Below are 25,446 nucleotides of genomic sequence, written 5' to 3'. Positions count from 1 at the left end.
GCTCCTCACAATCCGAGAATCATCTGCGCGATGATGTTCTTCTGAATTTCGTTCGAGCCGCCGTAGATCGACGTCTTGCGGAAGTTGAAGTAGTACGCGGCAAGCGGCGCGGCATCGTCGTCGCCCGCCACGCTGTGCGCGCGCTCGCCCTCGAGGAACGGCACGTCGAACGGCGCCGCCTGCGGGCCGATCGCGTCGAACATCAGCTCGGTGAGCGCCTGCTGCACCTCGGTGCCCTTGATCTTCAGCATCGACGCTTCCGGGCCCGGCCCCTTGCCGCTCGTCTCGCGGCTGACGACGCGCAGCACCGTCACCTCGAGCGCCATCAGCTCGACTTCGAGCGATGCGACCTTCGCGGCGAACACCGGATCGGCGAGCAGCGGCTTGCCGTTCTTCCGCTGGTTCAGCGCGATCCGTTTCAGGAACGCGAGTTCCCGTTTCGAGTTGCCGACGCGCGCGATGCCCGCCCGCTCATGACCGAGCAGGTATTTCGCGTAGGTCCAGCCGCGGTTCTCGTCGCCGACGAGGTTCTCGACCGGCACCTCGACGTCCTCGAAGAACACCTCGTTGACTTCGTGATCCTCGTCGAGCGTGATGATCGGCCGCACGGTGATGCCGGGCGTCTTCATGTCGATCAGCAGGAACGAGATGCCTTCCTGCTTCTTTGCGGCCGGATCGGTGCGCACGAGGCAGAACATCATGTCGGCGTGCTGGCCGAGCGTCGTCCAGGTCTTCTGTCCGTTGACGACGTAATGGTCGCCCTGACGCTCCGCGCGCGTGCGCAGCGATGCGAGATCCGAGCCGGAGCCCGGCTCCGAATAGCCCTGGCACCACCAGTCCGAGCCGTCCAGGATGCGGGGCAGATAGCGGCGTTTCTGCGCGTCGCTGCCGTATTTCATCAGCACCGGGGCCACCATCGACACGCCGAACGGCAGCACGGTCGGCGCGCCGATCCGCGCGCATTCGTCGTCCCAGATATGCCGCTGCGTCGCGTTCCAGCCCGGCCCGCCGTATTCGGTCGGCCAGGCAGGCGCGGACCAGCCGCGCTGGCCGAGAATCCGGTGCCAGCTCGCGTAGTCTTCGCGGTTGAGTCGTTTGTGATCGAGAACCTTGGCGCGCAGCGCGTAAGGCAGGTTCGCCTCGAGCCAGGCGCGAATGTCGGCGCGGAACGCGTCGTCGGCGGGGGAATAATCCAGATCCATGCGAAAAGTCTCCTCGCCGCGGCCGTCCGGCCCGGCGAGGACACGCCGCGCACGTTATTGCAGCGTTTCCTTCAGCGCGCCGGGAATCGGCAGCGGCATCACGTCGATGCCTTCTTCGACCAAGGCTTGCGCGTCCTCGGGCGTCGTGACGCCCCGAATGCTGCGCACCGGCGCTTCGTTGTAATGGATGCGCCGCGCTTCCTCGGCGAAGCGCTCGCCCACGTTCTCGGTCTTCTCCAGCACCTCGCGCAGTGCGCGCATCACCTGCGCCTGCAACGCGCGCGGATCGGCCGGCTTCGCCTGCGTCGCGCCCGACAGGTTCAGGCGCGGCGCGGACGGCATGCGGCTGACCTCGGTCACCCCGCACACCGGACATTCGACCAGCTTGCGAGACAACTGCGCTTCGAATTCATCGGCGGAAGCGAACCAGCCTTCGAACCGATGACCATGCGGGCACTGTAAATCGAGGACCTTCATGCTGAATCAGGGCGTTTGACGAGTGTAGCGCAAAAAGAATTTTTGTGAACGATCGTGCTAAACCGACGCCCGCTGCTGCGGGCGCACGATGTGATTGAATTGTAGCGCGGCGCCTGTCGCGTCGCTGGCGCCGCCGTCAGGGCGTCAGCACCGGGCCGAGCGGCCACGTGCCGGACAGCGCCTTGTCGAGCCACATCGTGCCGATGATCGTCTTCACGTCGGTGATCTGGCCGGTCCGCACCCATTCGAGCAGGTCGGGCAGCGTCGCGGTGAAGGTCTCGAGGAATTCGCCGTCGTCGAGCTTGCGCTCGCCGGCCGTCAGGCCGCGCGCGAGGTACAGGTCGATGAACTCGGTGGAATAGGAAATGATCGGATGGATGCGCGTCAGGAACACGTATTCGCGCGCGGTATAGCCGGTTTCCTCGCGCAGTTCGCGCACCGCGCAGGCGAGCGCCCCTTCGTTCGGATCGAGCTTGCCGGCCGGAAACTCGGCCATCACCTTGCCGATCGGGTAGCGATACTGGCTTTCCATCAGCACGCGACCGTCGTCGAACAGCGGAATCACCATCACCGCGCCCGGATGCTGGACGTATTCGCGCGTCGCATGCTTGCCGTCGGGCAGGCGCACGGTGTCACGCTTGAGCTTGAGGAACGCGCCGTCGAAAATCGCCTCGCTTTCGAGGCAGGTTTCGGTCAGTGCGGCGTCGTGATTGGGCAATTCGGCCATCGGCGGCTCCGGGGTTGAGCGCGACGGCCGTGGGGAGCGGACCCTGGGCCGTCAGCGTCGTTTGACGAGATACTGGAACGTGAAGCCGGGAAACGCGAACACGACGAAGAGACTGAACGTGATCGCGTAAAACTGCCAGCCTTGTTCGAAACGGTTGCCGGCGCGCGATTCGAGCCAGAAGCCGAGCGCGCCGACCACGAAGTACAGCACGATCAGCTCGCCGATCCGCACCCACGCGCTCTTCTTCGCCGCGCCGAGCGGTACGACGGCGAAGAGGCGTTGGTTCAGGAACGGCAGGTTGGCGCCCGCGAGCGCCAACAGCACGATAAACCAGCCGGCTGCCGACATTACAGCGGCAGCGTGTGACGAATCGCCTGCAGGCAGGCCGTCAGCAGCGGGCTCGGGATCAGGCCGAGCACGACGACCGCGACGCCGTTCAGCACCAGGATCGTACGCTTGCAGAAATCGCCGGTGATCGGGGTCGAGTCCTGCGGCGCATCGAAGTAGATCAGCTTGACGATGCGCAGGTAGTAGAACGCGCCGAACAGCGACGTGATCACGGCCAGCACGGCGAGCCACGTGAGGCCGGCGTTGACCGTCGCCTCGAGCACCGCGAGCTTCGCGTAGAAGCCGACGGTCGGCGGGATGCCGGCGAGCGAGAACATCATCACCATCATCACGAACGCGAACACCGGGCTGCGCTTGTTGAGGCCCTTGAAGTCGTCGATCGTTTCCGCCTCGAAATCGCGGCGCGCGAGCAGCATCACCACGCCGAACGAGCCGAGCGTCGTGATCAGGTAGACGATCGCGTAGAACATCGCCGAGCTGTACGCGCTCGCCGGCGCCGTCGCGTCGCCCTTCACGATGCCCGCGAGCAGGCCGAGCAGCACGAAGCCCATGTTCGAGATCGCCGAGTACGCGAGCATCCGCTTGATGTTGCGCTGGACGATACCGGTGATGTTGCCGATGATCAGCGACAGCGCGGCCAGGATCACGAGCGCCATCTGCCAGTTCTGCGCGAGCGGCAGCAGGCCCATCACCAGGAAGCGCAGACCCCACGCGAACGCGGCAACCTTCGGGCCGCCGCCGACGAACAGCGTCATCGCGGTCGGTGCGCCCTGGTAGACGTCCGGCACCCACATGTGGAACGGCACGGCGCCGAGCTTGAACGCGATGCCGGCGACGATGAAGATCACGCCGAACATCAGCACGGCAGCGTCGGTGTTGCCGCCGACCGCCTTGTACACCTCGGCCAGATCGAGCGAGCCGGTCGCGCCGTAGAGCATCGAGATGCCGTACAGCACGAAGCCCGACGCGAGGGCGCCCAGCACGTAGTACTTCATCGCGGCTTCGCTCGACTGCGCGGCGTCGCGGCGCAGCGCGATGACCGCGTACAGCGACAGCGACATCAGCTCGAGGCCGAGGTACAGCGTCAGGAAGTTGTTGCCCGACACCATGACCAGCTGGCCGAGCAGCGAGAACATGCCGAGCAGGAACACGTCGCCGCGGAACATGTCGCGGTCTTCGAGGTACTTGCGCGAATACACGAGCGTAACCGCGAAGCCGATCGACACGACCGCCTTCATCATGCTCGCGAACGAGTCGACGACGACCATCCGCGAGAAGAAGTAGTACTGCTGCGGGTCGAGCGCCTGCACCGCGAACCACACACCGGCGACCACCGACGACACCACCGCGATCAGATAGGTCAGGCGGCGGCCGGCCGCGCCGGTAAAGGTGTCGTTCAGCCATGCGACGACGATGGCGGCCATCACCAGCGCGTCAGGCAACAGGACATTCATAGGAGCGTTTTGCATGATCTTGATTTCCTCCGCTCGCGATTACTGGGCCAGCGGCAGCTTCGACTGCGCGACGTGGGAGAGGAGGTTTTCCACGGAGACGTGCATCACGTCGGTGAAGGGCTTCGGATACAGGCCCATCAGCATCGTGAACGCGGCAAGCACGGCCAGCATCACGAACTCGCGGCGGTTGATGTCCGTCAGCTTCGCGACGTGGTCGTTCGCGACCGCGCCGAAATACACGCGCTTGTACATCCACAGCGTGTAGGCTGCGCCGAGGATCAGCGTGAACGCCGCGCCGAACGCGATCCAGAAGTTGTACTGGACCGCCGCGAGAATCACCATGAACTCGCCGACGAAACCCGACGTGCCCGGCAGGCCGCAGTTGGCCATCGAGAACAGCATCGCGAACGCCGCGAACTTCGGCATCACGTTCACCACGCCGCCGTAGTCGGCGATCTGGCGCGAGTGCAGGCGGTCGTACAGCACGCCGATGCACAGGAACATCGCGCCCGACACGAAGCCGTGCGAGATCATCTGCACGATCGCGCCTTCGACGCCGATCTGGTTGAAGATGAAGAAGCCGAGCGTGACGAAGCCCATGTGCGCGATCGACGAATACGCGACCAGCTTCTTCATGTCGGCCTGCACCATCGCGACGAGGCCGATGTAGATCACCGCGATCAGCGACAGCGTGATCACGACGGGCGCCAGGAAGTGGCTCGCATCGGGCGTGATCGGCAGCGAGAAGCGCAGGAAACCGTACGCGCCGAGCTTCAGCATGATCGCCGCCAGCACGACCGAGCCGCCCGTCGGCGCTTCCACGTGCGCGTCCGGCAGCCAGGTGTGCACCGGCCACATCGGCACCTTCACCGCGAACGCGAGGAAGAATGCGATGAACAGCATGATCTGCGGCGTCATCGCGATCTTCGCGTTCTGCCACGTCGTCAGGTCGAACGAATGCGTTTCCGTGTACAGGTAGATCAGCGCGACCAGCATCAGCAGCGAGCCGGCGAGCGTGTACAGGAAGAACTTGAACGCCGCGTACACGCGGTTCGGGCCGCCCCACACCCCGATGATGATGTACATCGGGATCAGCGTCGCCTCGAAGAACACGTAGAACAGCAGGCCGTCGGCCGCCGAGAACACGCCGACCATGATCCCCGACAGGATCAGGAATGCCGACAGGTACTGCGCCACGTGCTCGGTGATCACTTCCCAGCCCGCGATCACGACGATCACGGTGATCAGCGCGGTCAGCACGACGAACCACATCGAGATGCCGTCGACGCCGAGGTGATACGTGATGTTGAAGCGCTCGATCCAGGTCGATTGCTCGACGAACTGCAGCGCGGCCGTGCTCGAATCGAAATCGGTGATCAGCGGCACCGTCACCGCGAGGCCGAGCAGCGAGCCGATCAGCGCGACCCAGCGGGCCGGCCCCGGATTTTTGTCGTTACCCACCGCGAGCACGAGGAGGCCGAAAACGATCGGCAGCCAGATCGCGGTACTGAGAATCGGAAAAGAGTGCATTAGTCGTCCCCGCCTTATTTGCCGCCGAGCGTTACAAACAGGGTCAGGAGCCCCAGCATGCCGATGATCATGGCGAACGCGTAGTGATAGATGTAACCGGATTGGAGGAAGCGGATCACGCCGGCGAACCACGCGACGAACCGGGCGCTGCCGTTGACGAGGCCGTCGATCACCACGACATCGCCCTCTTTCCACAGGCCGCGGCCGATCGCCACCGAACCGCGGGCGAACACCACCTCGTTGATCTTGTCCATGTAGTACTTGTTGTCGAGCAGCGTGTAGATCGGGCCGAACGCGCGGCGGATCACGGCAGGCAGCTCAGGACGCTTCAGGTACAGGAACCATGCGGTTGCAACGCCGGCGATCGCGAGCCAGAGCGGCAGCGTCGTCAGCGAGTGCAGGCCCATCGCGGCCCAGCCGTGGAACTCCTTGCCGAGTTCCTCGAGGCCCGGGTGGTTCTCGCCGATGAAGATCACCTTGTCGAACGCGACGCCATGCTCGAAGAAGCTGCCGTACAGCATCGGGCCGATCGCGATCGCACCGATGACGACCGACGGAATCGCGAGCAGCACGAGCGGCAGCCACACGACCCACGGGGTTTCGTGCGGTTCGTGCGCGTGATCGTCGTGACCATGGCCGTGGCCGTGATCGTCGTGGCCGTGCGCGGCCGCCATGCCCATCGGCGATTCCGGATGCTTCGGCTTGCGGAAGCGCTCTTCGCCGTGGAACACCAGGAAGTACATGCGGAACGAGTACAGCGCCGTGACGAACACGCTCGCGACGACCGCGAAATACGCGAAGCCCGAGCCCGCGAGATGCGATTCCTTCACGGCCTCGATGATCGAATCCTTCGAGTAGAAGCCCGAGAAGAATGGCGTGCCGATCAGCGCGAGCGAGCCGAGCAGCGACGTGATCCACGTGATCGGCATGTACTTGCGCAGGCCGCCCATGTTGCGGATGTCCTGGTCGTGGTGCATGCCGATGATCACCGAGCCCGCGCCGAGGAACAGCAGCGCCTTGAAGAACGCGTGCGTCATCAGGTGGAACAGCGCGACCGGATACGCGGACACGCCGAGCGCGACCGTCATGTAGCCGAGCTGCGACAGCGTCGAATAAGCGACGACGCGCTTGATGTCGTTCTGGATGATGCCGAGGAAGCCCATGAACAGCGCCGTGATCGCGCCGATCACCGTGACGAACGACAGCGCGGTGTCCGACAGCTCGAACAGCGGCGACATGCGCGACACCATGAAGATGCCGGCCGTCACCATCGTCGCCGCGTGAATCAGCGCCGAGATCGGGGTCGGGCCTTCCATCGAATCCGGCAGCCACACGTGCAGCGGGAATTGCGCGGATTTACCCATCGCGCCGATGAACAGGCAGATGCAGGCAACCGTCAGCAGGCCCCAGTCGGTGCCCGGGAAGTGCAGGCTCGCGAGCTCCGCGCGCTTCGCGAACACTTCGCCGTAGTTCATCGAGCCGGCGAACGCGAGCAGCAGGCCGATGCCGAGCAGGAAGCCGAAGTCGCCGACGCGGTTCACGAGAAACGCCTTCATGTTCGCGTAGATCGCGCTCTCACGCGTGAAGTAGAAGCCGATCAGCAGGTACGACACGAGACCCACCGCTTCCCAGCCGAAGAACAGCTGCAGGAAGTTGTTGCTCATGACGAGCATCAGCATCGAGAACGTGAACAGCGAGATGTACGAGAAGAAGCGCTGGTAGCCGTCTTCCTCCGACATGTAGCCGATCGTGTAGATGTGCACCATCAGCGACACGAAGGTCACGACGACCATCATCATCGCGGTCATCGAATCGACGAGGAAGCCGACTTCGAGCTTCAGCGAGCCGACGCGCATCCATTCGTAGATGGTCGCGTTGAAGCTCGCGCCGCCCATCACGTCGACGAAGACTTTCGCGGACAGGAGGAACGCGATCAATACGCCGAGGATCGTGATCCGGTGTGCGCCCTTGCGCCCGACTGCGTTCCCGAACAGCCCCGCAATCAGCGAGCCGGCCAGCGGAGCGAGCGGAACCGCCAGCAGCAGGTTTTCATTGAGTGTCGTTGACATAACAGCGTTGCCTGAAATTAACCTTTGAGCTGATCGAGATCCTCGACATTGATCGTGTCGAGCTTACGGAACAGGGTCACCAGAATCGCGAGGCCGATCGCGGCTTCCGCAGCGGCGACCGTCAGCACGAAGAACACGAAGATCTGGCCGTGCACGTCGCCGAGGTAATGCGAGAACGCGACGAAGTTGGTGTTCACCGCGAGCAGCATCAGCTCGATCGCCATCAGGATGATGATGATGTTGCGGCGGTTCAGGAAAATCCCGACGATCGCGATCGCAAACAGGATCGCGCCGAGCACGAGGTAGTGAGCAAGGGTCAACATGTTTTTCTCTCCTCCGCTTAGCCGTTGGCGCTCGTGCCGGCTTCGCTCTGGGCCGTCTCGGGCTGCGGCTTGTCCGCTTCCATCTTCACGAGGCGCACGCGATCGTCGCGACGCACCTTGACCTGGTCGGACACGCGCTGACGCTTGCTGTCCTTGCCCTTGCGCTCGGTCAGCGCCACCGCCGCGATGATCGCGACGAGCAGCACGAGGCCCGCGATTTCGAACGCGAAGATGTAGTCGGTGTAGATGACCTTGCCGATCAGGCGGGTATTCGGCCAGGTCGCCATCGCGCCCTGCGCCATCGCGCGCACCGGCGCTTCGGTCGCGCCGTAGCCGTGCCACAGAACCAGCGCCGTCTCGACGACGATGATCGCGCCGACGACGGTCGCCATCGGCACGAACTTCTTGAAGTCGCGTCGCAGGAAGTCGATGTTGATGTCGAGCATCATCACGACGAACAGGAACAGCACCATCACGGCGCCCACGTAGACCAGCACCAGCAGGATCGCGAGGAACTCCGCTTCCAGCAGCATCCAGATCGCGGCGGCGTTGAAGAACGCCAGCACAAGGAAAAGCGCAGACGCCACCGGGTTGCGCGAAGTGATCACCTTCAGCCCTGATACCACCAGGAGCAGCGCGAAGATGTAGAACAGTACGGTCGTGAATTCCATGATTACCGGTTCATCGTTAGGCCATAGTCAGGCGCGGCTTGCGGAACGCTCTCGCGAGCCGCACCCGTCGCGGCGGCTCGGCCCGTACATGCCGGGCCGGCACTGCAAACACAATCAACGATACGGCGCGTCGGCAGCCTTCGCCGCGGCGATGTCCTTCTCGTAGCGATCGCCCACCGCGAGCAGCATTTCCTTCGTGAAATACAGGTCGCCGCGCTTTTCGCCGTGATATTCGAGAATCTGCGTCTCGACGATCGAATCGACCGGGCAGCTCTCTTCGCAGAAACCGCAGAAGATGCACTTCGTCAGGTCGATGTCGTAGCGCGTGGTGCGGCGCGTGTTGTCCGCGCGCGTTTCCGATTCGATCGTGATCGCCATCGCCGGGCACACCGCTTCGCACAGCTTGCACGCGATGCAGCGCTCTTCGCCGTTCTCGTAGCGGCGCAGCGCGTGCAGCCCGCGAAAGCGCGGCGAGATCGGCGTCTTCTCTTCCGGGAACTGCACGGTGAACTTGCGCCGGAACGCGTAACGCCCGGTCAGCGCAAGCCCCTTCAGCAGCTCGGTCAGGAAGAAGGTCTTAAAGAAATGTTGGATTGCCGTCATGATTTCGTCCGACCTTTATTTCCAGATGTTGAGCGGCGACACGATCCAGAAGCCGACCACGACCACCCAGATCACGGTCACCGGCAGGAACACCTTCCAGCCCAGACGCATGATCTGGTCGTAACGGTAACGCGGGAACGTCGCACGAACCCAGATGAACACCGACAGCAGCGCGAAGACTTTCAGCACCAGCCAGAAGATGCCCGGGATGAACGACAGGAATTCGAACGGCGCGTCCCAGCCGCCCAGGAACATCGTCGCGGCGAGCGCCGAGATCACGATCATGTTGATGTACTCGGCGAGGAAGAACAGCGCGAACGCCATGCCCGAGTAATCGATCATGTGACCGGCGACGATCTCCGACTCCCCTTCCACCACGTCGAACGGGTGACGGTTCGTTTCGGCGATGCCCGAGATGAAGTAGACGACGAACGCCGGCAACAGCGGCAGCCAGTTCCACGACAGGAAGTTGACGCCGTGGCCCGCGAAGAAGCCGTGCTGCTGCGAGCCGACGATTTCCGACAGGTTCAGGCTGCCGGCCGTCATCAGCACGAGCACCAGCGCGAAGCCCATCGAGATTTCGTACGAGACCATCTGTGCCGCCGCGCGCATCGCGCCGAGGAACGCGTACTTCGAGTTCGACGCCCAGCCGGCGAGGATCACCGCGTACACGCCGATCGACGAGATCGCCATTGCGTACAGCAGGCCCGCGTTCACGTTCGCGAGCACCGCTTCCGCCTGGAACGGGATCACCGCCCACACCGCGAACGCCGGCACCACGGTCATGATCGGCGCGATCAGGTACAGCCATTTGCTTGCCGCGGTCGGCTGAATCACTTCCTTGAGCAGCAGCTTCAGCACGTCGGCGATCGGCTGCAGCAGGCCGGCGGGCCCGACGCGGTTCGGTCCGAGACGCACGTGGATCCAGCCGATCAGCTTGCGTTCCCACAGAATCAGGTACGCCACGCACAGCAGAATCACGACGGAGACGACGAGGATGCGCACAACCGCCCACACCGTCGGCCACGCGACGCCGAGAAGCTCGGCTCCGCCCGAGTTGATCGTATCGAACAAGCTCATTTACGCCTTCTCCACCACCAGTTCACCGGACAGGCTGCCGAGCGCTGCGCCGGCAGGCGTCGCCGCCGACACGCGGACGACCGTCTCCGCAAGATTCTCGTCACGCACGGCCGGCAACTGCACCGCACGCTCGCCCTGGCGCACGCGCACCGCGTCGCCTTCCTTCAAGCCCAGCTTGTCGAACAGCGCAGCCGGCAGGCCGGCGGCGTTCGCCGCCTTCGCCGCGGCCGTCAGGTGCAGCGCACCCGCGCGGCGCACCAGTGCGTCGGCGTGATAGATCGGCACGTCGGCGAGGCGCTCGAAGCTGCCGTTCGCCGCCGGACGGAGCCGCCGGAGCCACGACACGTGCCGGCGCGACCGACGTCCTGTTCGACAGGCGGCCCGCGACACCGGCGTCGCCGAGCGCCGCGAGACGCACCTCTTCCGCCGTCTCGTATTCGAAGTTCGGCAGGCCGAGCAGGCTGCCCAGCACGCGCAGTACCTTCCATGCCGGACGCGTGTCGCCGAGCGGGCGCACGACGCCGTTGAAGCCCTGCACCGTGCCTTCCGCGTTGACGAACGTGCCGGACGTTTCGGTGAACGGCGCGATCGGCAGCAGGACGTCCGCGTAGTCAAGGCCGTGCTTGAACGGCGACATCACGACGACCATTTCCGCCTGGTTCAGCGCGGCCAGCGCCTGCGCCGGGTCGACGGTGTCGAATTCCGGCTCGACGTTGAGCAGCACGTAGCCCTTGCGCGGCTGCGCGAACGCTTCGCGCGCATTCAGGCCGCCTTCGCCCGGCAGCGCGTTGACAGCGTGCGCGCCGACCGTGTTCGCCGCTTCGGTCAGGAAGCCGAACGTAGCGCCGGTGTTGTCGGCGATCCACTGTGCGATCGCGTGGATCCGGGCAAATTGCGGATGACGGACGGCAGCGTTGCCGAGCAGCACCGCGCGGCGCTCGCCGTTCGCGAGCGACTGCGCGACCTGCTGGGCCGCCGGCGACGCCGTGACGCCCGCGAGCGTGTCCGGCAGCGCGACGCCGCGCAGCTGCGCGACCGCGGTCGCCACACCGGCCAGTTCGTCGAGCCATGCCGACGGCGCGGCGACGATGCGTTGCGCGGTCGGAATCAGCGCGTCGTCGCCCGTCGCATGCAGGAAGTGGAGCTTCGCGCCGTTCTTCGCGGCCTGACGCAGGCGCGCGGCGAACAGCGGATGGTCGCGGCGCAGGAACGAGCCGACGACGAACGCGGCGCTCAGGTTCGACAGTTCGGCGATCGGCATGCCGAGCCACGGCGCGCCTTGCACCGGCGCCGAGAAATCGAGCTGGCGCAGGCGGAAGTCGACGTTCGGCGTCTTCAGTTCGTTCGCGAGCTGCTTCACGAGGAACAGCTCCTCAGCGGTGCTGTGCGCGCTCGCGAGCATCGCCAGCGCATTCGCGCCGTGATCCGCGCTGATGCCCTTCAGGCCCTTCGCGACGTATTCGAGCGCGGTCTGCCAGTCGGTCTCGATCCACTGGCCGCCCTGCTTCAGCATCGGCTTGGTCAGGCGCTCGTCGCTGTTGAGGCCTTCGTACGAGAAACGGTCCTTGTCCGAGATCCAGCACTCGTTGATCGCTTCGTTCTCGAACGGCAGCACGCGCATCACGCGATTGTTCTTGACCTGCACGACGAGGTTCGCGCCGACGGAATCGTGCGGGCTCACCGACTTGCGGCGCGACAGTTCCCACGTGCGGGCGCTGTAGCGGAACGGCTTGCTGGTCAGCGCGCCGACCGGGCACAGGTCGATCATGTTGCCCGACAGCTCGGAGTCGACCGTCTTGCCGACAAACGTCGTGATTTCCGAGTGCTCGCCGCGGCCCAGCATGCCGAACTCCATCACGCCGGCGATTTCCTGGCCGAAGCGCACGCAGCGCGTGCAGTGGATGCAGCGCGACATTTCTTCCATCGAGATCAGCGGGCCCACGTTCTTGTGGAACACCACGCGCTTCTCTTCGCTGTAGCGCGACGACGACTTGCCGTAGCCGACCGCGAGATCCTGCAGCTGGCATTCGCCGCCCTGGTCGCAGATCGGGCAATCGAGCGGATGGTTGATGAGGAGGAATTCCATCACCGACTGCTGCGCCTTCACCGCCTTGTCCGACTGGGTGCGGACGATCATGCCGGCCGACACGGGGGTCGCGCAGGCAGGCACGGCCTTCGGCATCTTCTCGACTTCGACGAGACACATCCGGCAGTTGGCCGCAACCGACAGTTTCTTGTGATAGCAGAAGTGAGGAATGTACGTATCCGCCTTGTGCGCAGCCTGGATCACCATGCTGCCTTCAGGCACCTCGACCTTCTTGCCGTCTATTTCAAGTTCAACCATGATGGTGAATGGTCCTTAACCTATTTCCGCTCGTTCGCGCATTTGCCCGACCGTGCGCTCAAATTCCGCAACCGGGGTGTTTCGCTTCAGGCCGCCGCAGCCGAAGCCACATGCGGCGTGTGACCGCCGACCATGCAATGCTTGTGCTCGACGTGGTACGCGAATTCGTCCCAGTAGTGCTTGAGCATCCCGCGCACCGGCATCGCCGCCGCATCGCCGAGCGCGCAGATCGTGCGGCCCATGATGTTCTCGGCGACCGAGTTCAGCAGGTCCAGATCTTCCTGGCGGCCTTCGCCGTGCTCGATGCGATTCACGACGCGATACAGCCAGCCGGTGCCTTCACGGCACGGCGTGCACTGGCCGCACGATTCCTCGTAGTAGAAGTACGACAGGCGCAGCAGCGAGCGCACCATGCAACGCGTCTCGTCCATCACGATCACCGCGCCGGAGCCGAGCATCGAGCCCGCCTTCGCGATCGAGTCGTAGTCCATGTCGGTCTGCATCATGATGTCGCCCGGGATCACCGGCGCGGACGAGCCGCCCGGAATCACGGCCTTGATCTTCTTGCCGCCGCGCATCCCGCCGGCAAGCTCCATCAGCGTCGCGAACGGCGTGCCGAGCGGCACTTCATAGTTGCCCGGACGCTCGACGTCGCCCGACACCGAGAAGATCTTCGTGCCGCCGTTGTTCGGCTTGCCCAGCTCGGCGTAGGCCTGCGGGCCGACCGTCAGCAGGAACGGCACCGCGGCGAACGTCTCGGTGTTGTTGATCGTGGTCGGCTTGCCGTACACGCCGAAGCTCGCCGGGAACGGCGGCTTGAAGCGCGGCTGGCCCTTCTTGCCTTCGAGCGACTCGAGCAGCGCCGTTTCCTCGCCGCAGATGTACGCGCCGTAACCGTGGTGCGCATGCAGCTGGAACGAGAATTCCGAACCCATGATGTTGTTGCCGAGGAACCCGGCTGCGCGCGCTTCCTCGAGCGCGGCCTCGAAGCGTCGATACACTTCGAAAATCTCGCCGTGGATGTAGTTGTAGCCGACGGTGATGCCCATCGCGTAAGCGCCGATGGCCATGCCTTCGATCAGCGCGTGCGGGTTCCAGCGCAGGATGTCGCGATCCTTGAACGTGCCCGGCTCGCCTTCGTCCGAGTTGCAGACGAGGTACTTCTGCCCCGGGAACTGACGCGGCATGAAGCTCCACTTCAGGCCGGTCGGGAAGCCCGCGCCGCCGCGGCCGCGCAGGCCCGACGCCTTGACGTCGGCGATCACCTGCTCGGGCGGGATCTTTTCTTCGAGAATGCGGCGCAGCTGCTTGTAGCCGCCGCGCGCAACGTAGTCTTCGAGATGCCAGTTCTCGCCGTTCAGACCGGCGAGGATCAGCGGTTTGATGTGGCGGTCGTGAAGGGACGTCATTTCGAGAGCTCCTCAAGCAGCTGGTCGATCTTCTCGCGGCTCATGAAGCTGCACATTTTGTGATTGTTCACCAGCAGCACCGGCGCATCGCCGCACGCGCCCATGCATTCGCCTTCCTTCAGCGTGAACTTGCCGTCCGGCGTCGTCTCGCCGAAATCGATGCCGAGCTTCTGCTTCAGGTAGTCGGCCGTCGCTTCCGCGCCGCCGTGCGGACCAAGCTGGCACGGCAGGTTCGTGCAGAGCGTGATCTTGTGCTTGCCGACCGGCTTGAGCTCGTACATCGTGTAGAACGTCGCGACTTCCTGCACGGCGACGGCCGGCATGCCGAGATAGTCCGCGACGAACTGCATCAGTTCGGGCGACAGCCAGCCGTGCTCTTCCTGGGCAACGGCCAACGCCGACATCACGGCGGACTGTTTCTGATCGGCGGGATACTTCGCGATCGCTCGATCGATTTCTTTCAGGCCTTCAGCTGAGATCATTTTCAGACACGACTCTTTCAATTCCTACCGAACGAACAACCTGCCGCACGGCATGCGTGGGGCAGACCTGGCGCTCACTGTTTTGACAGCTTGCGAAGCCGCGCCGGTTCAGCGCATATCGCATGTGACTTCGCGTGTGACTTACTGCTCGCCGCCCGCCTCGCGGGCGGCGCAACCATTAGCGATCGATCTCGCCGAACACGATGTCCTGTGTACCGATGATCGTGACGGCGTCGGCGATCATGTGACCGCGCGCCATTTCGTCGAGCGACGCCAGATGCGCGAAGCCCGGTGCGCGAATCTTCAGGCGGTACGGCTTGTTCGCGCCGTCCGACACGAGGTAGATGCCGAATTCGCCCTTCGGGTGCTCGACCGCCGCATACGCCTCGCCTTCCGGCACGTGAAAACCTTCGGTGAAGAGCTTGAAATGGTGGATCAAGTCCTCCATGTTGGTCTTCATGCCGACGCGCGACGGCGGCGCAACCTTGTGATTGTCCGTCATCACAGGGCCCGGATTCTTGCGGAGCCACTCAATACATTGTTTCGCGATGCGGACCGATTGACGCATTTCCTCGACACGCACCAGGTAGCGGTCGTAGCAGTCGCCGTTCACGCCGACCGGGATGTCGAAGTCGAGGCGGTCGTACACTTCGTACGGCTGCTTCTTGCGCAGGTCCCACGCGATGCCCGAGCCGCGCAGCATCGGGCCCGTCAGGCCCATCTGCAGCGCACGCTCCGGGCTGACGACGCCGATCCCGACGAGACGCTGCTTCCAGATCCGGTTGTCGGTCAGGAGCGTTTCGTATTCATCGACGCACTTCGGGAAGCGCGTGAAGAAATCGTCGATGAAGTCGAGCACCGAGCCCTGGCGCGCCTCGTTCATCTTCGCGAGCGCCTTCTCGTTGCGGATCTTGGACGCCTTGTATTGCGGCATTGCGTCAGGCAGATCGCGATAGACGCCGCCCGGACGGTAGTACGCCGCGTGCATCCGGGCGCCGGACACCGCTTCGTACACGTCCATCAGGTCTTCACGCTCGCGGAACGCGTAGAGGAACACCGCCATCGCGCCGACGTCGAGCGCGTGCGCGCCGATCCACATCAGGTGGTTCAGCACGCGCGTGATTTCGTCGAACAGCACGCGGATGTACTGCGCGCGCTCCGGCACGTCGATGCCGAGCAGCTTCTCGATCGCGAGCACGTAGCCGTGCTCGTTGACCATCATCGACACGTAATCGAGACGGTCCATGTACGGCACGGACTGGATGAAGGTCTTGGATTCCGCGAGCTTTTCGGTCGCGCGGTGCAGCAGGCCGATATGCGGATCGGCACGCTGGATGACTTCGCCGTCGAGCTCGAGCACGAGGCGCAGCACGCCGTGCGCTGCCGGGTGCTGCGGGCCGAAGTTGAGCGTGTAGTTCTTGATGTCTGCCATGACGCCCTCTTAATGTTTCAGACCGCCATAGCGATCCTCGCGGATCACGCGCGGCGTGATTTCGCGCGGCTCGATCGTCACCGGCTGGTAGACGACCCGCTTCTCTTCCGGGTCGTAGCGCATTTCGACGTAGCCCGACACCGGGAAGTCCTTGCGGAACGGATGGCCGATGAAGCCGTAGTCGGTCAGGATGCGGCGCAGGTCCGGGTGGCCTTCGAACACGATGCCGTACAGGTCGAACGCTTCACGCTCGTACCAGTTCGCGGAGGTCCAGATGTCGACGACCGACGGCACGATCGGCAGATCGTCGTCCGGCGCGAACACGCGCACGCGCAGGCGCCAGTTGTTCGTCACCGACAGCAGGTGCGACACGGCCGCGAAACGCGGGCCGTCGTACGCGCCGTCGCCGTACGTCTGGTAGTCGAGGCCGCACAGGTCGATCAGCTGCTCGAAACGGAGCTTCGGATCGTCGCGCAGCGTCGTTGCGACTTCGAGGTAATCACTCGCCTTCACGACGAGCGTCAGTTCACCGACTGCTTCGGTGAGGCTCACCACGCGCGCGCCGAGCGCGGCTTCGAGGTTCGCCTTGAGGGTCTCGATTTTGCTTGCCATATTGAGGGGACGCTCGGGGCTTTTTATTGACGGGCGATGGTATTGGTGCGACGGATCTTTGCCTGCAGCTGGATCACGCCGTAGACCAGCGCCTCGGCGGTGGGCGGACAGCCCGGCACGTAGACGTCGACCGGAACGATCCGGTCGCAGCCCCGGACCACCGAATACGAGTAGTGGTAGTAGCCGCCACCGTTCGCGCACGACCCCATCGAGATCACCCAGCGCGGCTCGGCCATCTGGTCGTAGACGCGGCGCAGCGCGGGCGCCATCTTGTTGCAGAGCGTGCCGGCGACGATCATCACGTCCGACTGGCGCGGACTCGGGCGGAACACGACCCCGAACCGGTCCAGATCGTAGCGGGCCGCGCCCGCATGCATCATCTCGACGGCGCAACACGCAAGCCCGAACGTCATCGGCCACAGCGAGCCGGTACGCGTCCAGTTGATCAGCTTGTCAGCCGTAGTGGTGACAAACCCTTCCTTCAAGACCCCTTCGATACTCATTTGCTTTCCACTCCAGACGGGCGACCGAGCGTGGCCACCCATGCAAACCGGCGATTAGCCCATCACTCCCAGTCGAGGCCGCCTTTCTTCCAGATATAGGCAAAGCCCAGCAGGAATTCGAGCAGAAAAATCATCATTGCGATGAACCCGGGCCAGCCGATGTCGCGCAGCGCGACGCCCCACGGAAACAGGAACGCGGTCTCGAGGTCGAAGATGATGAACAGGATGGCGACGAGATAGTACCGGACATCGAACTTCATCCGCGCATCTTCGAAGGCTTCGAAGCCGCACTCGTACGGCGCATTCTTTTCGACGTCGGGCCTGTTGGGACCGAGAAGCTTGCCGATGCTGACCAGCGCTATACCTAAACCAGTGCCCACGAGAAGGAACAACAAGACGGGGTAATAGGCTGCGAGGTTCAAGGCAATCCTCTATCGGTTAGTTCTGAGCGTCCGGAGAATAACATTCATCCGGCGGAAGGGATCATTTCGGACTGCATGCGATCGCAAGACAACCGCAAGTCGCACCCCAGAAATGAAAAATGCCAGCCCCTAGAAGCGGCTGGCATTGAGTAACTTTGGTGCCGACGGCGAGACTCGAACTCGCACAGCTTTCGCCACTACCCCCTCAAGATAGCGTGTCTACCAATTTCACCACGTCGGCACTGCATGCAACTCGGGTTGTAACTGCTATTTCCCGCGAATCGCTTCAAGACTTAAATTCTAACCTGACTTTCAGAATTGTTCAACGCACAATCGAAAAAAATTTATCTTTTTATTTCGGGACGTCCTGACCCGGCGCGTGCGCGGCCGAACCTGCAGCCGCGGACGCCGCAACAGCAGGCGCGGACGCGGCCGGCGCCGATGCTGGCGCGGTCGCCGCAGCGCCGAGAACGCCGGCCGACGGCGTCGACTTGTACGATCCGAGGTACGTCAGCGCCAGCGTCGCAACGAAGAAAATCGTCGCGAGCACCCCAGTCGTGCGCGACAGGAAGTTCGCCGATCCCGTCGCGCCGAACAGGCTGCCCGACGCGCCGCTGCCGAACGCCGCGCCCATGTCGGCGCCCTTGCCGTGCTGGAGCAGCACCAGACCAATCACACCGAGCGCAGACAGCACCTGCACCACAATAATCAGCGTTTTCAAATACAGCATCTCACCCACCCGAGCTTGTATCGGGCGACCGGCTCGCGCCAGCCGCCGTCATGGTTCAATACGATCCGGGCCCGCTCAACGCGCGGCCCGGCAGATCGCCAGAAAATCTTCCGCCTTCAGCGACGCGCCGCCGATCAGGCCGCCGTCGATGTCCGGTTGTGCGAACAGTTCTTCCGCATTGTCCGGCTTCACGCTGCCGCCGTACAGCACCGACACGTCCGCCGCACCCTTCGCCGCGAGCCGCGCGCGCAGGAATGCATGCACCTGCTGCGCCTGCGCCGACGTCGCGCTCTTGCCGGTACCGATCGCCCAGACGGGCTCGTACGCGACAACGATGCGCACGGCCTCGTCGGCCGTCAGCACCGCAAGCACGGCGTCGAGCTGCGCGCCGACGACCTGCTCGGTCGCGCCCGCCTCACGCTCGTCGAGCGTCTCGCCGACACACACGACGGGCGTCAGCCCGGCCGCGAGCGCACGCTGCGCCTTCGCCGCAACCGTCTCGCTGCTTTCGCCGTGATAGGCGCGACGCTCCGAATGGCCGACAATCGCATAGCGCGCACCGAATTCCGCGACCATCGCCGCGGCCACTTCACCGGTAAACGCGCCCTGCTCGTGCGCGGATACGTCCTGGGCGCCCCACGCGATACGGCCGCCGTCGAGCTGCCCCTGAACCTGCGCGAGGTACGGGAACGGCACGCACACGCCGATCGCCGTTTCCGCCGCGACCGAGCCTGCACCCTGCACCACTTCGTTCAGCAACGCCTGGTTGCCGGCCAGCCGGCCGTGCATCTTCCAGTTGCCGATCACCCGCTTCGTTCTCTGTTTCGACATCGTGTTTGTCTCGTCATCGACAGGCCGGCGACCGGCCGTCAGGTTTGATCTGGCGAAGCAAACCCGCAATTTTACTGCGCAGCGCTTGAACCGGTCAAACCGCGCATGTCAAGCACGGCCGGCCAGTGTGGTTGGCGAGGCGCGGCCGGCCGGTCAGCTGTTCGCACCCCAATCGAGCATGATCTTGCCGATATGCTCGCCGCTTTCCATCAGCGCATGCGCCTGCGCGGCCTCCGCGGCCGGCAGCACGCGGTAGATCACCGGCTTGATGCGACCCTCGCCGAACAGCGGCCACACGCGCGCCTTCAGTTGCGCGGCGATGCGCGCCTTGAACTCCACCGGACGCGGACGCAGCGTCGAGCCCGTCACCGTCAGCCGGCGGCGCAGGATCTCGTTCAGGTTGATCTCGGCCTTCGCGCCGCCGAGCAGCGCGATCAGCACGAGGCGGCCGCCATCCGCGAGCGCGGACAGCTCGCGCGGCACGTACGCGCCCGCGACCATGTCGAGAATCACATCGACGCCGCGATCGTGCGTCAGCGACTTCACGACCTCGACGAAATCCTCGGTCTTGTAGTTGATCGCGCGCTCCGCGCCGAGCGCTTCGCACGCGCGGCACTTGTCGGCGCTGCCCGCCGTCGCGAACACGCGGAAACCGAGTGCGTGCGCGAGCTGGATCGCCGTCACGCCGATGCCGCTCGAGCCGCCCTGCACGAGCAGCGTCTCCTGCTCGCCGCCCTCGCCCGCGCCGAGCAGTGCACGGTCGAACACGTTGCTCCACACCGTGAAGTACGTCTCCGGCAGCGACGCGGCCTCGATGTCCGTCAGGCCATCCGGCACCGGCAGGCACTGCGGCAGCGGCGCCACCGCATATTCGGCATAGCCGCCGCCCGCCAGCAACGCGCACACGCGGTCGCCGAGCTTCAGGCCGAACGGATTGAGCGCGGGATCGGACAGATCGCCGCCGACGATCTCGCCCGCGACCTCGAGGCCCGGCAGATCCGACGCACCCGGCGGCGGCGCATACGCGCCCTTGCGCTGGAACACGTCCGGACGGTTGACGCCGGAGGCCGTCACCTTGATCAGCACTTCGCCGCGCTGCGGCTCGGGGCGCGGACGCTCGGCGAGCTTCAGGACGTCGGGGGCGCCGAATTCGGTGATTTCGATGGCTTTCATGAGCTTTGCTCCGGGATCGGGATCGGATTGCGCGTCTGTTACACGCGTCCGATCCTACAGAAAAAACGGCCGGCGCGCTTTCGCGCAGCCGGCCGTTCGTATGCCCGTCCGCTTACTGCTGCGGCGGCGTATCCGTTTGCGACGCTGCGGCCGCTTCGTTCAGGAGCGCCTTCGCCGACAGGCGCACGCGCCCCTTCTCGTCCGTCTGGATCACCTTGACCTTGACCTGCTGACCTTCCTTCAGGTAGTCGTTGATGTCCTTCACGCGCTCGTTGACGATTTCCGAGATGTGCAGCAGGCCGTCCTTGCCCGGCAGCAGGTTCACGATCGCGCCGAAATCGAGCAGCTTCAGCACCGTGCCTTCGTACACCTGGCCGACTTCGATCTCGGCCGTGATGTTCTCGATGCGCTTCTTCGCTTCGGCCATGCCTTCGCTGTTCGTGCTCGCGATCGTCACGACGCCGTCGTCCGAGATGTCGATCGTCGTGCCGGTCTCTTCGGTCAGCGCGCGGATCACCGAACCGCCCTTGCCGATCACGTCGCGGATCTTTTCCGGGTTGATCTTGATCGTGATCATGCGCGGTGCGAATTCCGACAGCTGCGTGTTCGCGCCGGAGACCGCCGCCGTCATCTTGCCGAGGATGTGCATGCGGCCTTCCTTCGCCTGCGCGAGCGCGACCTGCATGATTTCCTTCGTGATGCCCTGGATCTTGATGTCCATCTGCAGCGCGGTCACGCCTTGCTCGGTGCCCGCGACCTTGAAGTCCATGTCGCCGAGGTGATCTTCGTCGCCGAGGATGTCGGTCAGCACCGCGAACTTGTTGCCTTCGAGGATCAGGCCCATCGCGATGCCCGCGACGTGCGCCTTCATCGGCACGCCGGCGTCCATCAGCGCGAGGCAGCCGCCGCACACCGACGCCATCGACGACGAACCGTTCGACTCGGTGATTTCCGACACGACGCGGATCGAGTAGCCGAATTCGTCGGCGCTCGGCAGGCACTTGACCAGCGCGCGCTTCGCGAGGCGGCCGTGGCCGATTTCGCGACGCTTCGGCGAGCCGACGCGGCCCGTTTCGCCGGTCGCGAACGGGGGCATGTTGTAGTGGAGCATGAAGCGCTCGCGGTATTCGCCTTCGAGCGCGTCGATGATCTGCTCGTCACCCTTCGTGCCGAGCGTCGCGACGACGAGCGCCTGCGTTTCGCCGCGCGTGAACAGCGCCGAGCCGTGGGTGCGCGGCAGCACGCCGGTGCGGATCTCGATCGGGCGCACGGTGCGCGTGTCGCGGCCGTCGATGCGCGGCTCGCCGTTCAGGATCTGCGAACGAACGATCTTCGCCTCGATGTCGAACAGCACGTTGCCGACCGTGGCCTTGTCGGCCGCGACCGTACCGGCCGCCAGCGCGTCTTCCTCGAGCTTTGCCGAGGTTGCCGCGTAGACTTCCTTCAGCTTCGCCGAGCGCGCCTGCTTGTCGCGGAGCTGGTAAGCGGCGAGCAGGTCGTTCTGCGCCAGCTCGGTCACGCGTGCGATCAGCGCCTCGTTCTTCGGCGCCGGCTGCCAGTCCCACTCGGGCTTGCCGCCGTCGCGCACCAGATCGTGGATCGCGTCGATCGCGATCTGCATCTGCTCGTGGCCGAACACCACGGCGCCCAGCATCACATCTTCCGACAGCTGGTCGGCTTCCGACTCGACCATCAGCACCGCACGTTCCGTACCCGCGACGACGAGGTCGAGGCTCGACGCCTTGATCTGGTCACGCGTCGGGTTCAGCACGTACGCGTTGTCGATGTAGGCCACGCGCGCCGCGCCGACCGGGCCGTTGAACGGCAGGCCCGACACGGCGAGCGCCGCCGATGCGCCGATCAGCGCCGGGATGTCCGCCGGGATGTCCGGGTTCACGGACAGCACGTGGATCACGACCTGCACTTCGTTGTAGAAGCCTTCCGGGAACAGCGGGCGCAGCGGACGGTCGATCAGGCGCGACGTCAGCGTCTCGTGCTCCGAAGGACGGCCTTCGCGGCGGAAGAAGCCGCCCGGAATCTTGCCGGCCGAGTAGGTCTTTTCGATGTAGTCGACGGTCAGCGGGAAGAAATCCTGGCCCGGCTTCGCCGACTTCGCGCCGACGACGGTCGCGAGCACGACGGTGTCTTCGACGTCGACGATCACGGCGCCGCTCGCCTGGCGGGCGATTTCACCGGTTTCGAGGCGCACCTTGTGCTGGCCCCACTGGAATTCCTTCACGACCTTGTTGAACATGGACATGGTTGCTCCTTTGGATTCGTTCATGACATTCGCCGCGCCGGCGGACCGTTGCGGCGGCGTCCCGGCCGATTCACCCGGAGCAAGGTGTGTTTTTTATGCCATTCCAGCGCGGCGCGCATGCAGCGCCGCGCTGGAATGACACAAATCCTGACCCCGGTATCGGCCGTTCGGGCAGCCCGGCGCTGGACGGCCGGACGACCCGCGGTGCGCGCGACGCTACGCACCGTGCAAAAACAAAATGCCTGTATCAGCGCACTGACACAGGCATCTTGATGGCGGCAATCGCGCCGATTACTTACGCAGACCCAGCTTCTCGATCAGTGCGCGGTAACGGTCGGCATCCTTGCCCTTGAGGTAGTCGAGCAGCTTGCGGCGGCGGCTCACCATGCGCAGCAGGCCGCGGCGGCTGTGGTGATCCTTCGCATGGGTCTTGAAGTGACCCGTGAGTTCCACGATGCGTGCGGTCAGCAGTGCGACCTGCACTTCGGGCGAACCCGTGTCATTGGTGCCACGTGCGAACTGAGCAACGACTTCCGACTTCTTGATATCTGCGACAGACATTTGATTTCCTTTCTAACTGAACAGGCGGACACGGAAGAATGGCCGTGCCGTGATTACAACCGGCCCGCATTCTAGCACAACTCCGCAACGATCCGAACCGCTTTGTCACGGACGCGTCATCGTGCACGTCGACGGCGCGTCCGTCTGCGGCGGCGGGACCGCCAGCACCGTGCGAAAGCCGTAGGCCGAACCCTCGTTGTCGAAGCGCACGCCCGGCGTGCCGGCCTTGTCCATTTCCATCACGTAAAGGGGCTGGATCAACTGGTGGTCCTGCGCGCGCATCCGCGACGCGTGGAAGCCGTTATCGAACGACAGGCCCTCGAGCGCGCGCGCGACCGCCACCGGATCGGCCGAGCCGGCGCGGCTCATGGCCGCCGCCACCATCTCGATCATCAGGCTCATCCGCAGCACCGGGTAATCGTCCTGCGCGGCCGGGAAGCGGGTCCGGAACGCGCGGTAGAACGCGTCCGACCTCGCGCCGCCCGCGTTCGGATGCCAGTCGGCGACCGCCACGACCCGCCCGACGCCCGCATCGCCGAGCGCCGCCGGCGCGCCCAGGCTGTTGCCGTAGAACGTGTAGAACTTCGCGTTCAGGCCCTGCTCGCGCGCGGCCTTGACGAGCAGCGTCAGGTCGTTGCCCCAGTTGCCGGTCACGACGGCGTCCGCGCCGCTCGCGCGGATCTTCGCGACATACGGCGCGAAATCCTTGATGCGTCCGATCGGATGGAATTCGTCGCCGGCCACCGCCACGTCCGGCCGCCGCGCGGCCAGCGCCTGGCGCGCGAGCATGCTGACGTCATGTCCGAAGCTGTAGTCCTGGTTCAGCAGGTAGACCTTGCGCAGCGCGCGATCGCGCGCCATCACGTCGGCGAGCGCCGCCATCCGCATCCCCGCGTGCGCGTCGAACCGGAAGTGCCAAAAGCTGCAGCGCTCACCCGTCAGCGCCGGGTCGTCGGCCGAGTAATTGAGGAACAGCATCCGGGCGTCCGGGTTGCGGGCGTTCTGCTTGTCGAGCGCCGCGACCAGCGCGGCCGCAACGGCCGAGCTGTTGCCTTGCGCGACGAAGCCGACACGCCGGTCCGCCGCTGCGCGCAGTTGCACCAGCGCCTCTTCCGGGCTGCCCTTGCTGTCGAGCACGACGAGCTCGAGCGGATGCGCGCCGTCGCGCAGCTTCACACCGCCGGCCGCATTGACCCGCTCGACGCCGAACCGCAGGTTGCGCTCGACCGCGGCGCCCGCGTTCGCGAACGGGCCCGACATGCCTTCGATCAGCGCGATGCGCACCGGCTCGCCTGCCGCCTGCGCGCACGACGCCAGCATCCATCCGGCGCTCCACGCGAGCGCCCATCGCTTCCATGATTGCATCCGTTACCTGCCGCTGAATCTGTCCGGGGAAAGCGCGGATCATAGGCCGCCCGCGCCGCCGCCCGCAAGCATCGCGCGACGCGGCGCCGGCCGGCGATCCGCACCGATTTTTGCGCGCGCGTGCGCGGGCACGCGCGGTCCGTGATACAACTGAACGGTTAGCGAGTTCTGGAGAAACCCATGCGCATTCGCATTCCCATGCGCCTGCCGGTGCTGCTCGCCTGCGTGGCGGCGCTGTTCGCCGGTTGCGCGCAGCCGTGGCAGCAATATCAGGCCGGCCAGGACCAGTCGGCGATCGTCGCGCGCATGGGCCCGCCGCGCGAAATCTACGACCTGCCCGGCGGCGGCAAGCGCCTGATGTGGCCCACCCAGCCGATGGGTGAGATCACGGTCGCGGCCGACGTCGACGGGTCCGGGGCAAGATCGTCAACGTTCGGCAGGTGCTGCAGCCGAACGAGTTCTACCGCGCGGAAATCGGCAAGTGGACCAAGACCGACGTCCTCGTCAATTTCGGCCGTCCGGTCGAGACGTCCTACTTTCCGCTGATGAAGCGCGAGGCGTGGACCTACCGCTACCTCGAGGACAACGTCTGGTACATGATGTACAGCTTCTATTTCGACAGCCAGGGCATCCTGCGACTCACGCAGAAAACCCCCGATCCGCTGCACGATCCCGATCGCCGCAATCTTTTCTGAGCGCGCGCGCGATTCCAGCGCATTTCCGCAACGGCCATTCACGAATTATTGCGAGAATGGCCTTTCTTTTTTACCGCCACCCTATTTAATCTCAAAATAGAGCGGCAATCCTTTCCGGACCAATGAAACTCAATAACTATTAA

The 25,446-nt window shown here is 64.7% G+C and carries 23 protein-coding genes, 1 tRNA gene and 2 pseudogenes; 1 reads left to right on the top strand and 25 read right to left on the bottom strand.

Features of this window, described 5'->3' with window-relative positions:
- Positions 1-5 precede the first annotated feature (5 nt).
- The 25 genes and pseudogenes from WJ35_RS00905 to WJ35_RS00785 all read right to left on the bottom strand — a co-directional run bounded on the left by WJ35_RS00905 (position 6) and on the right by WJ35_RS00785 (position 24,608).
- On the bottom strand, positions 6-1,202 hold the full coding sequence (locus tag WJ35_RS00905; protein WP_060231916.1) for an acyl-CoA dehydrogenase family protein: 1,197 nt from the start codon (positions 1,200-1,202) through the stop codon (positions 6-8).
- A gap of 54 nt (positions 1,203-1,256) precedes the next feature.
- Positions 1,257-1,679 (bottom strand): DUF1178 family protein, encoded by a 423-nt coding sequence (locus tag WJ35_RS00900; RefSeq protein ID WP_010091207.1) that lies wholly within the window; start codon positions 1,677-1,679, stop codon positions 1,257-1,259.
- A gap of 136 nt (positions 1,680-1,815) precedes the next feature.
- Positions 1,816-2,406 carry an NUDIX domain-containing protein gene (locus WJ35_RS00895; RefSeq protein WP_042585910.1) on the bottom strand — a complete coding sequence of 197 codons (591 nt, stop codon included), beginning with the start codon at positions 2,404-2,406 and terminating at the stop codon, positions 1,816-1,818.
- A gap of 51 nt (positions 2,407-2,457) precedes the next feature.
- Positions 2,458-2,754: a DUF2818 family protein gene (locus WJ35_RS00890; RefSeq protein WP_010091205.1), complete on the bottom strand. Its 297-nt coding sequence runs from the start codon at positions 2,752-2,754 to the stop codon at positions 2,458-2,460.
- Positions 2,754-4,208 (bottom strand): NADH-quinone oxidoreductase subunit NuoN, encoded by a 1,455-nt coding sequence (gene nuoN / locus WJ35_RS00885; protein WP_010091204.1) that lies wholly within the window; start codon positions 4,206-4,208, stop codon positions 2,754-2,756. The genes WJ35_RS00890 and nuoN overlap by 1 nt, the downstream gene beginning before the upstream one ends.
- 39 nt (positions 4,209-4,247) lie before the next feature.
- A complete protein-coding gene (locus WJ35_RS00880) occupies positions 4,248-5,738 on the bottom strand; it encodes an NADH-quinone oxidoreductase subunit M (protein ID WP_060231918.1) in 1,491 nt (496 codons plus the stop codon).
- Positions 5,739-5,752: 14 nt separating this feature from the next.
- On the bottom strand, positions 5,753-7,807 hold the full coding sequence (gene nuoL, locus WJ35_RS00875) for an NADH-quinone oxidoreductase subunit L (RefSeq protein WP_010091201.1): 2,055 nt from the start codon (positions 7,805-7,807) through the stop codon (positions 5,753-5,755).
- A gap of 17 nt (positions 7,808-7,824) precedes the next feature.
- On the bottom strand, positions 7,825-8,130 hold the full coding sequence (gene nuoK, locus WJ35_RS00870; protein ID WP_004185739.1) for an NADH-quinone oxidoreductase subunit NuoK: 306 nt from the start codon (positions 8,128-8,130) through the stop codon (positions 7,825-7,827).
- Between the two features lie 17 nt (positions 8,131-8,147).
- Positions 8,148-8,801, bottom strand: coding sequence for an NADH-quinone oxidoreductase subunit J (locus tag WJ35_RS00865; RefSeq protein ID WP_010091200.1), 654 nt, complete (start codon positions 8,799-8,801; stop codon positions 8,148-8,150).
- A gap of 114 nt (positions 8,802-8,915) precedes the next feature.
- Entirely contained in the window at positions 8,916-9,404 is a 489-nt protein-coding gene (gene nuoI, locus WJ35_RS00860; RefSeq protein ID WP_010091199.1) for an NADH-quinone oxidoreductase subunit NuoI, read from the bottom strand.
- A 15-nt stretch (positions 9,405-9,419) separates the two neighbouring features.
- On the bottom strand, positions 9,420-10,484 hold the full coding sequence (gene nuoH, locus WJ35_RS00855; RefSeq protein WP_060231922.1) for an NADH-quinone oxidoreductase subunit NuoH: 1,065 nt from the start codon (positions 10,482-10,484) through the stop codon (positions 9,420-9,422).
- Positions 10,485-12,828, bottom strand: a pseudogene (gene nuoG, locus WJ35_RS00850) (NADH-quinone oxidoreductase subunit NuoG).
- Between the two features lie 86 nt (positions 12,829-12,914).
- Positions 12,915-14,237, bottom strand: a complete 1,323-nt coding sequence (gene nuoF / locus WJ35_RS00845; RefSeq protein ID WP_010091195.1) for an NADH-quinone oxidoreductase subunit NuoF — start codon at positions 14,235-14,237, stop codon at positions 12,915-12,917.
- A complete protein-coding gene (gene nuoE, locus WJ35_RS00840; protein ID WP_010091194.1) occupies positions 14,234-14,719 on the bottom strand; it encodes an NADH-quinone oxidoreductase subunit NuoE in 486 nt (161 codons plus the stop codon). Before nuoE ends, nuoF begins: the two co-directional genes overlap by 4 nt.
- A gap of 178 nt (positions 14,720-14,897) precedes the next feature.
- Positions 14,898-16,151 carry an NADH-quinone oxidoreductase subunit D gene (locus WJ35_RS00835; RefSeq protein ID WP_010091193.1) on the bottom strand — a complete coding sequence of 418 codons (1,254 nt, stop codon included), beginning with the start codon at positions 16,149-16,151 and terminating at the stop codon, positions 14,898-14,900.
- Positions 16,152-16,160: 9 nt separating this feature from the next.
- Entirely contained in the window at positions 16,161-16,763 is a 603-nt protein-coding gene (locus WJ35_RS00830) for an NADH-quinone oxidoreductase subunit C (protein WP_010091192.1), read from the bottom strand.
- Positions 16,764-16,786: 23 nt separating this feature from the next.
- Positions 16,787-17,266 (bottom strand): NuoB/complex I 20 kDa subunit family protein, encoded by a 480-nt coding sequence (locus tag WJ35_RS00825; RefSeq protein ID WP_006398799.1) that lies wholly within the window; start codon positions 17,264-17,266, stop codon positions 16,787-16,789.
- Between the two features lie 62 nt (positions 17,267-17,328).
- Entirely contained in the window at positions 17,329-17,688 is a 360-nt protein-coding gene (locus WJ35_RS00820; protein ID WP_010091191.1) for an NADH-quinone oxidoreductase subunit A, read from the bottom strand.
- Between the two features lie 156 nt (positions 17,689-17,844).
- Positions 17,845-17,929, bottom strand: a tRNA-Leu gene (locus WJ35_RS00815).
- A gap of 111 nt (positions 17,930-18,040) precedes the next feature.
- Positions 18,041-18,418, bottom strand: coding sequence for a preprotein translocase subunit SecG (gene secG, locus WJ35_RS00810; RefSeq protein ID WP_059726210.1), 378 nt, complete (start codon positions 18,416-18,418; stop codon positions 18,041-18,043).
- A gap of 75 nt (positions 18,419-18,493) precedes the next feature.
- The gene (tpiA, locus tag WJ35_RS00805) at positions 18,494-19,249 is read right to left on the bottom strand and encodes a triose-phosphate isomerase (protein WP_060231926.1); all 756 of its coding nucleotides are present in this window, start codon (positions 19,247-19,249) and stop codon (positions 18,494-18,496) included.
- Between the two features lie 153 nt (positions 19,250-19,402).
- Positions 19,403-20,422, bottom strand: coding sequence for an NAD(P)H-quinone oxidoreductase (locus WJ35_RS00800; protein WP_060231929.1), 1,020 nt, complete (start codon positions 20,420-20,422; stop codon positions 19,403-19,405).
- 112 nt (positions 20,423-20,534) lie between these two features.
- Entirely contained in the window at positions 20,535-22,682 is a 2,148-nt protein-coding gene (pnp, locus tag WJ35_RS00795) for a polyribonucleotide nucleotidyltransferase (RefSeq protein ID WP_060231932.1), read from the bottom strand.
- A 291-nt stretch (positions 22,683-22,973) separates the two neighbouring features.
- On the bottom strand, positions 22,974-23,243 hold the full coding sequence (gene rpsO, locus WJ35_RS00790) for a 30S ribosomal protein S15 (protein WP_006398792.1): 270 nt from the start codon (positions 23,241-23,243) through the stop codon (positions 22,974-22,976).
- Between the two features lie 105 nt (positions 23,244-23,348).
- Positions 23,349-24,608 carry a branched-chain amino acid ABC transporter substrate-binding protein gene (locus WJ35_RS00785; RefSeq protein ID WP_069238610.1) on the bottom strand — a complete coding sequence of 420 codons (1,260 nt, stop codon included), beginning with the start codon at positions 24,606-24,608 and terminating at the stop codon, positions 23,349-23,351.
- A gap of 180 nt (positions 24,609-24,788) precedes the next feature.
- Here WJ35_RS00785 and WJ35_RS00780 point away from each other — a divergent pair.
- Positions 24,789-25,303 (top strand): annotated as a pseudogene (locus WJ35_RS00780) (hypothetical protein).
- The last annotated feature ends 143 nt before the right edge of the window (positions 25,304-25,446 follow it).

The organism is Burkholderia ubonensis (assembly GCF_001718695.1).
In the GTDB taxonomy this organism is placed as follows: Bacteria; Pseudomonadota; Gammaproteobacteria; order Burkholderiales; family Burkholderiaceae; genus Burkholderia; species Burkholderia ubonensis_B.
The sequence above is the reverse complement of the archived record's forward strand: the minus strand, read 5'-3'. Positions and strand labels throughout refer to the sequence as shown.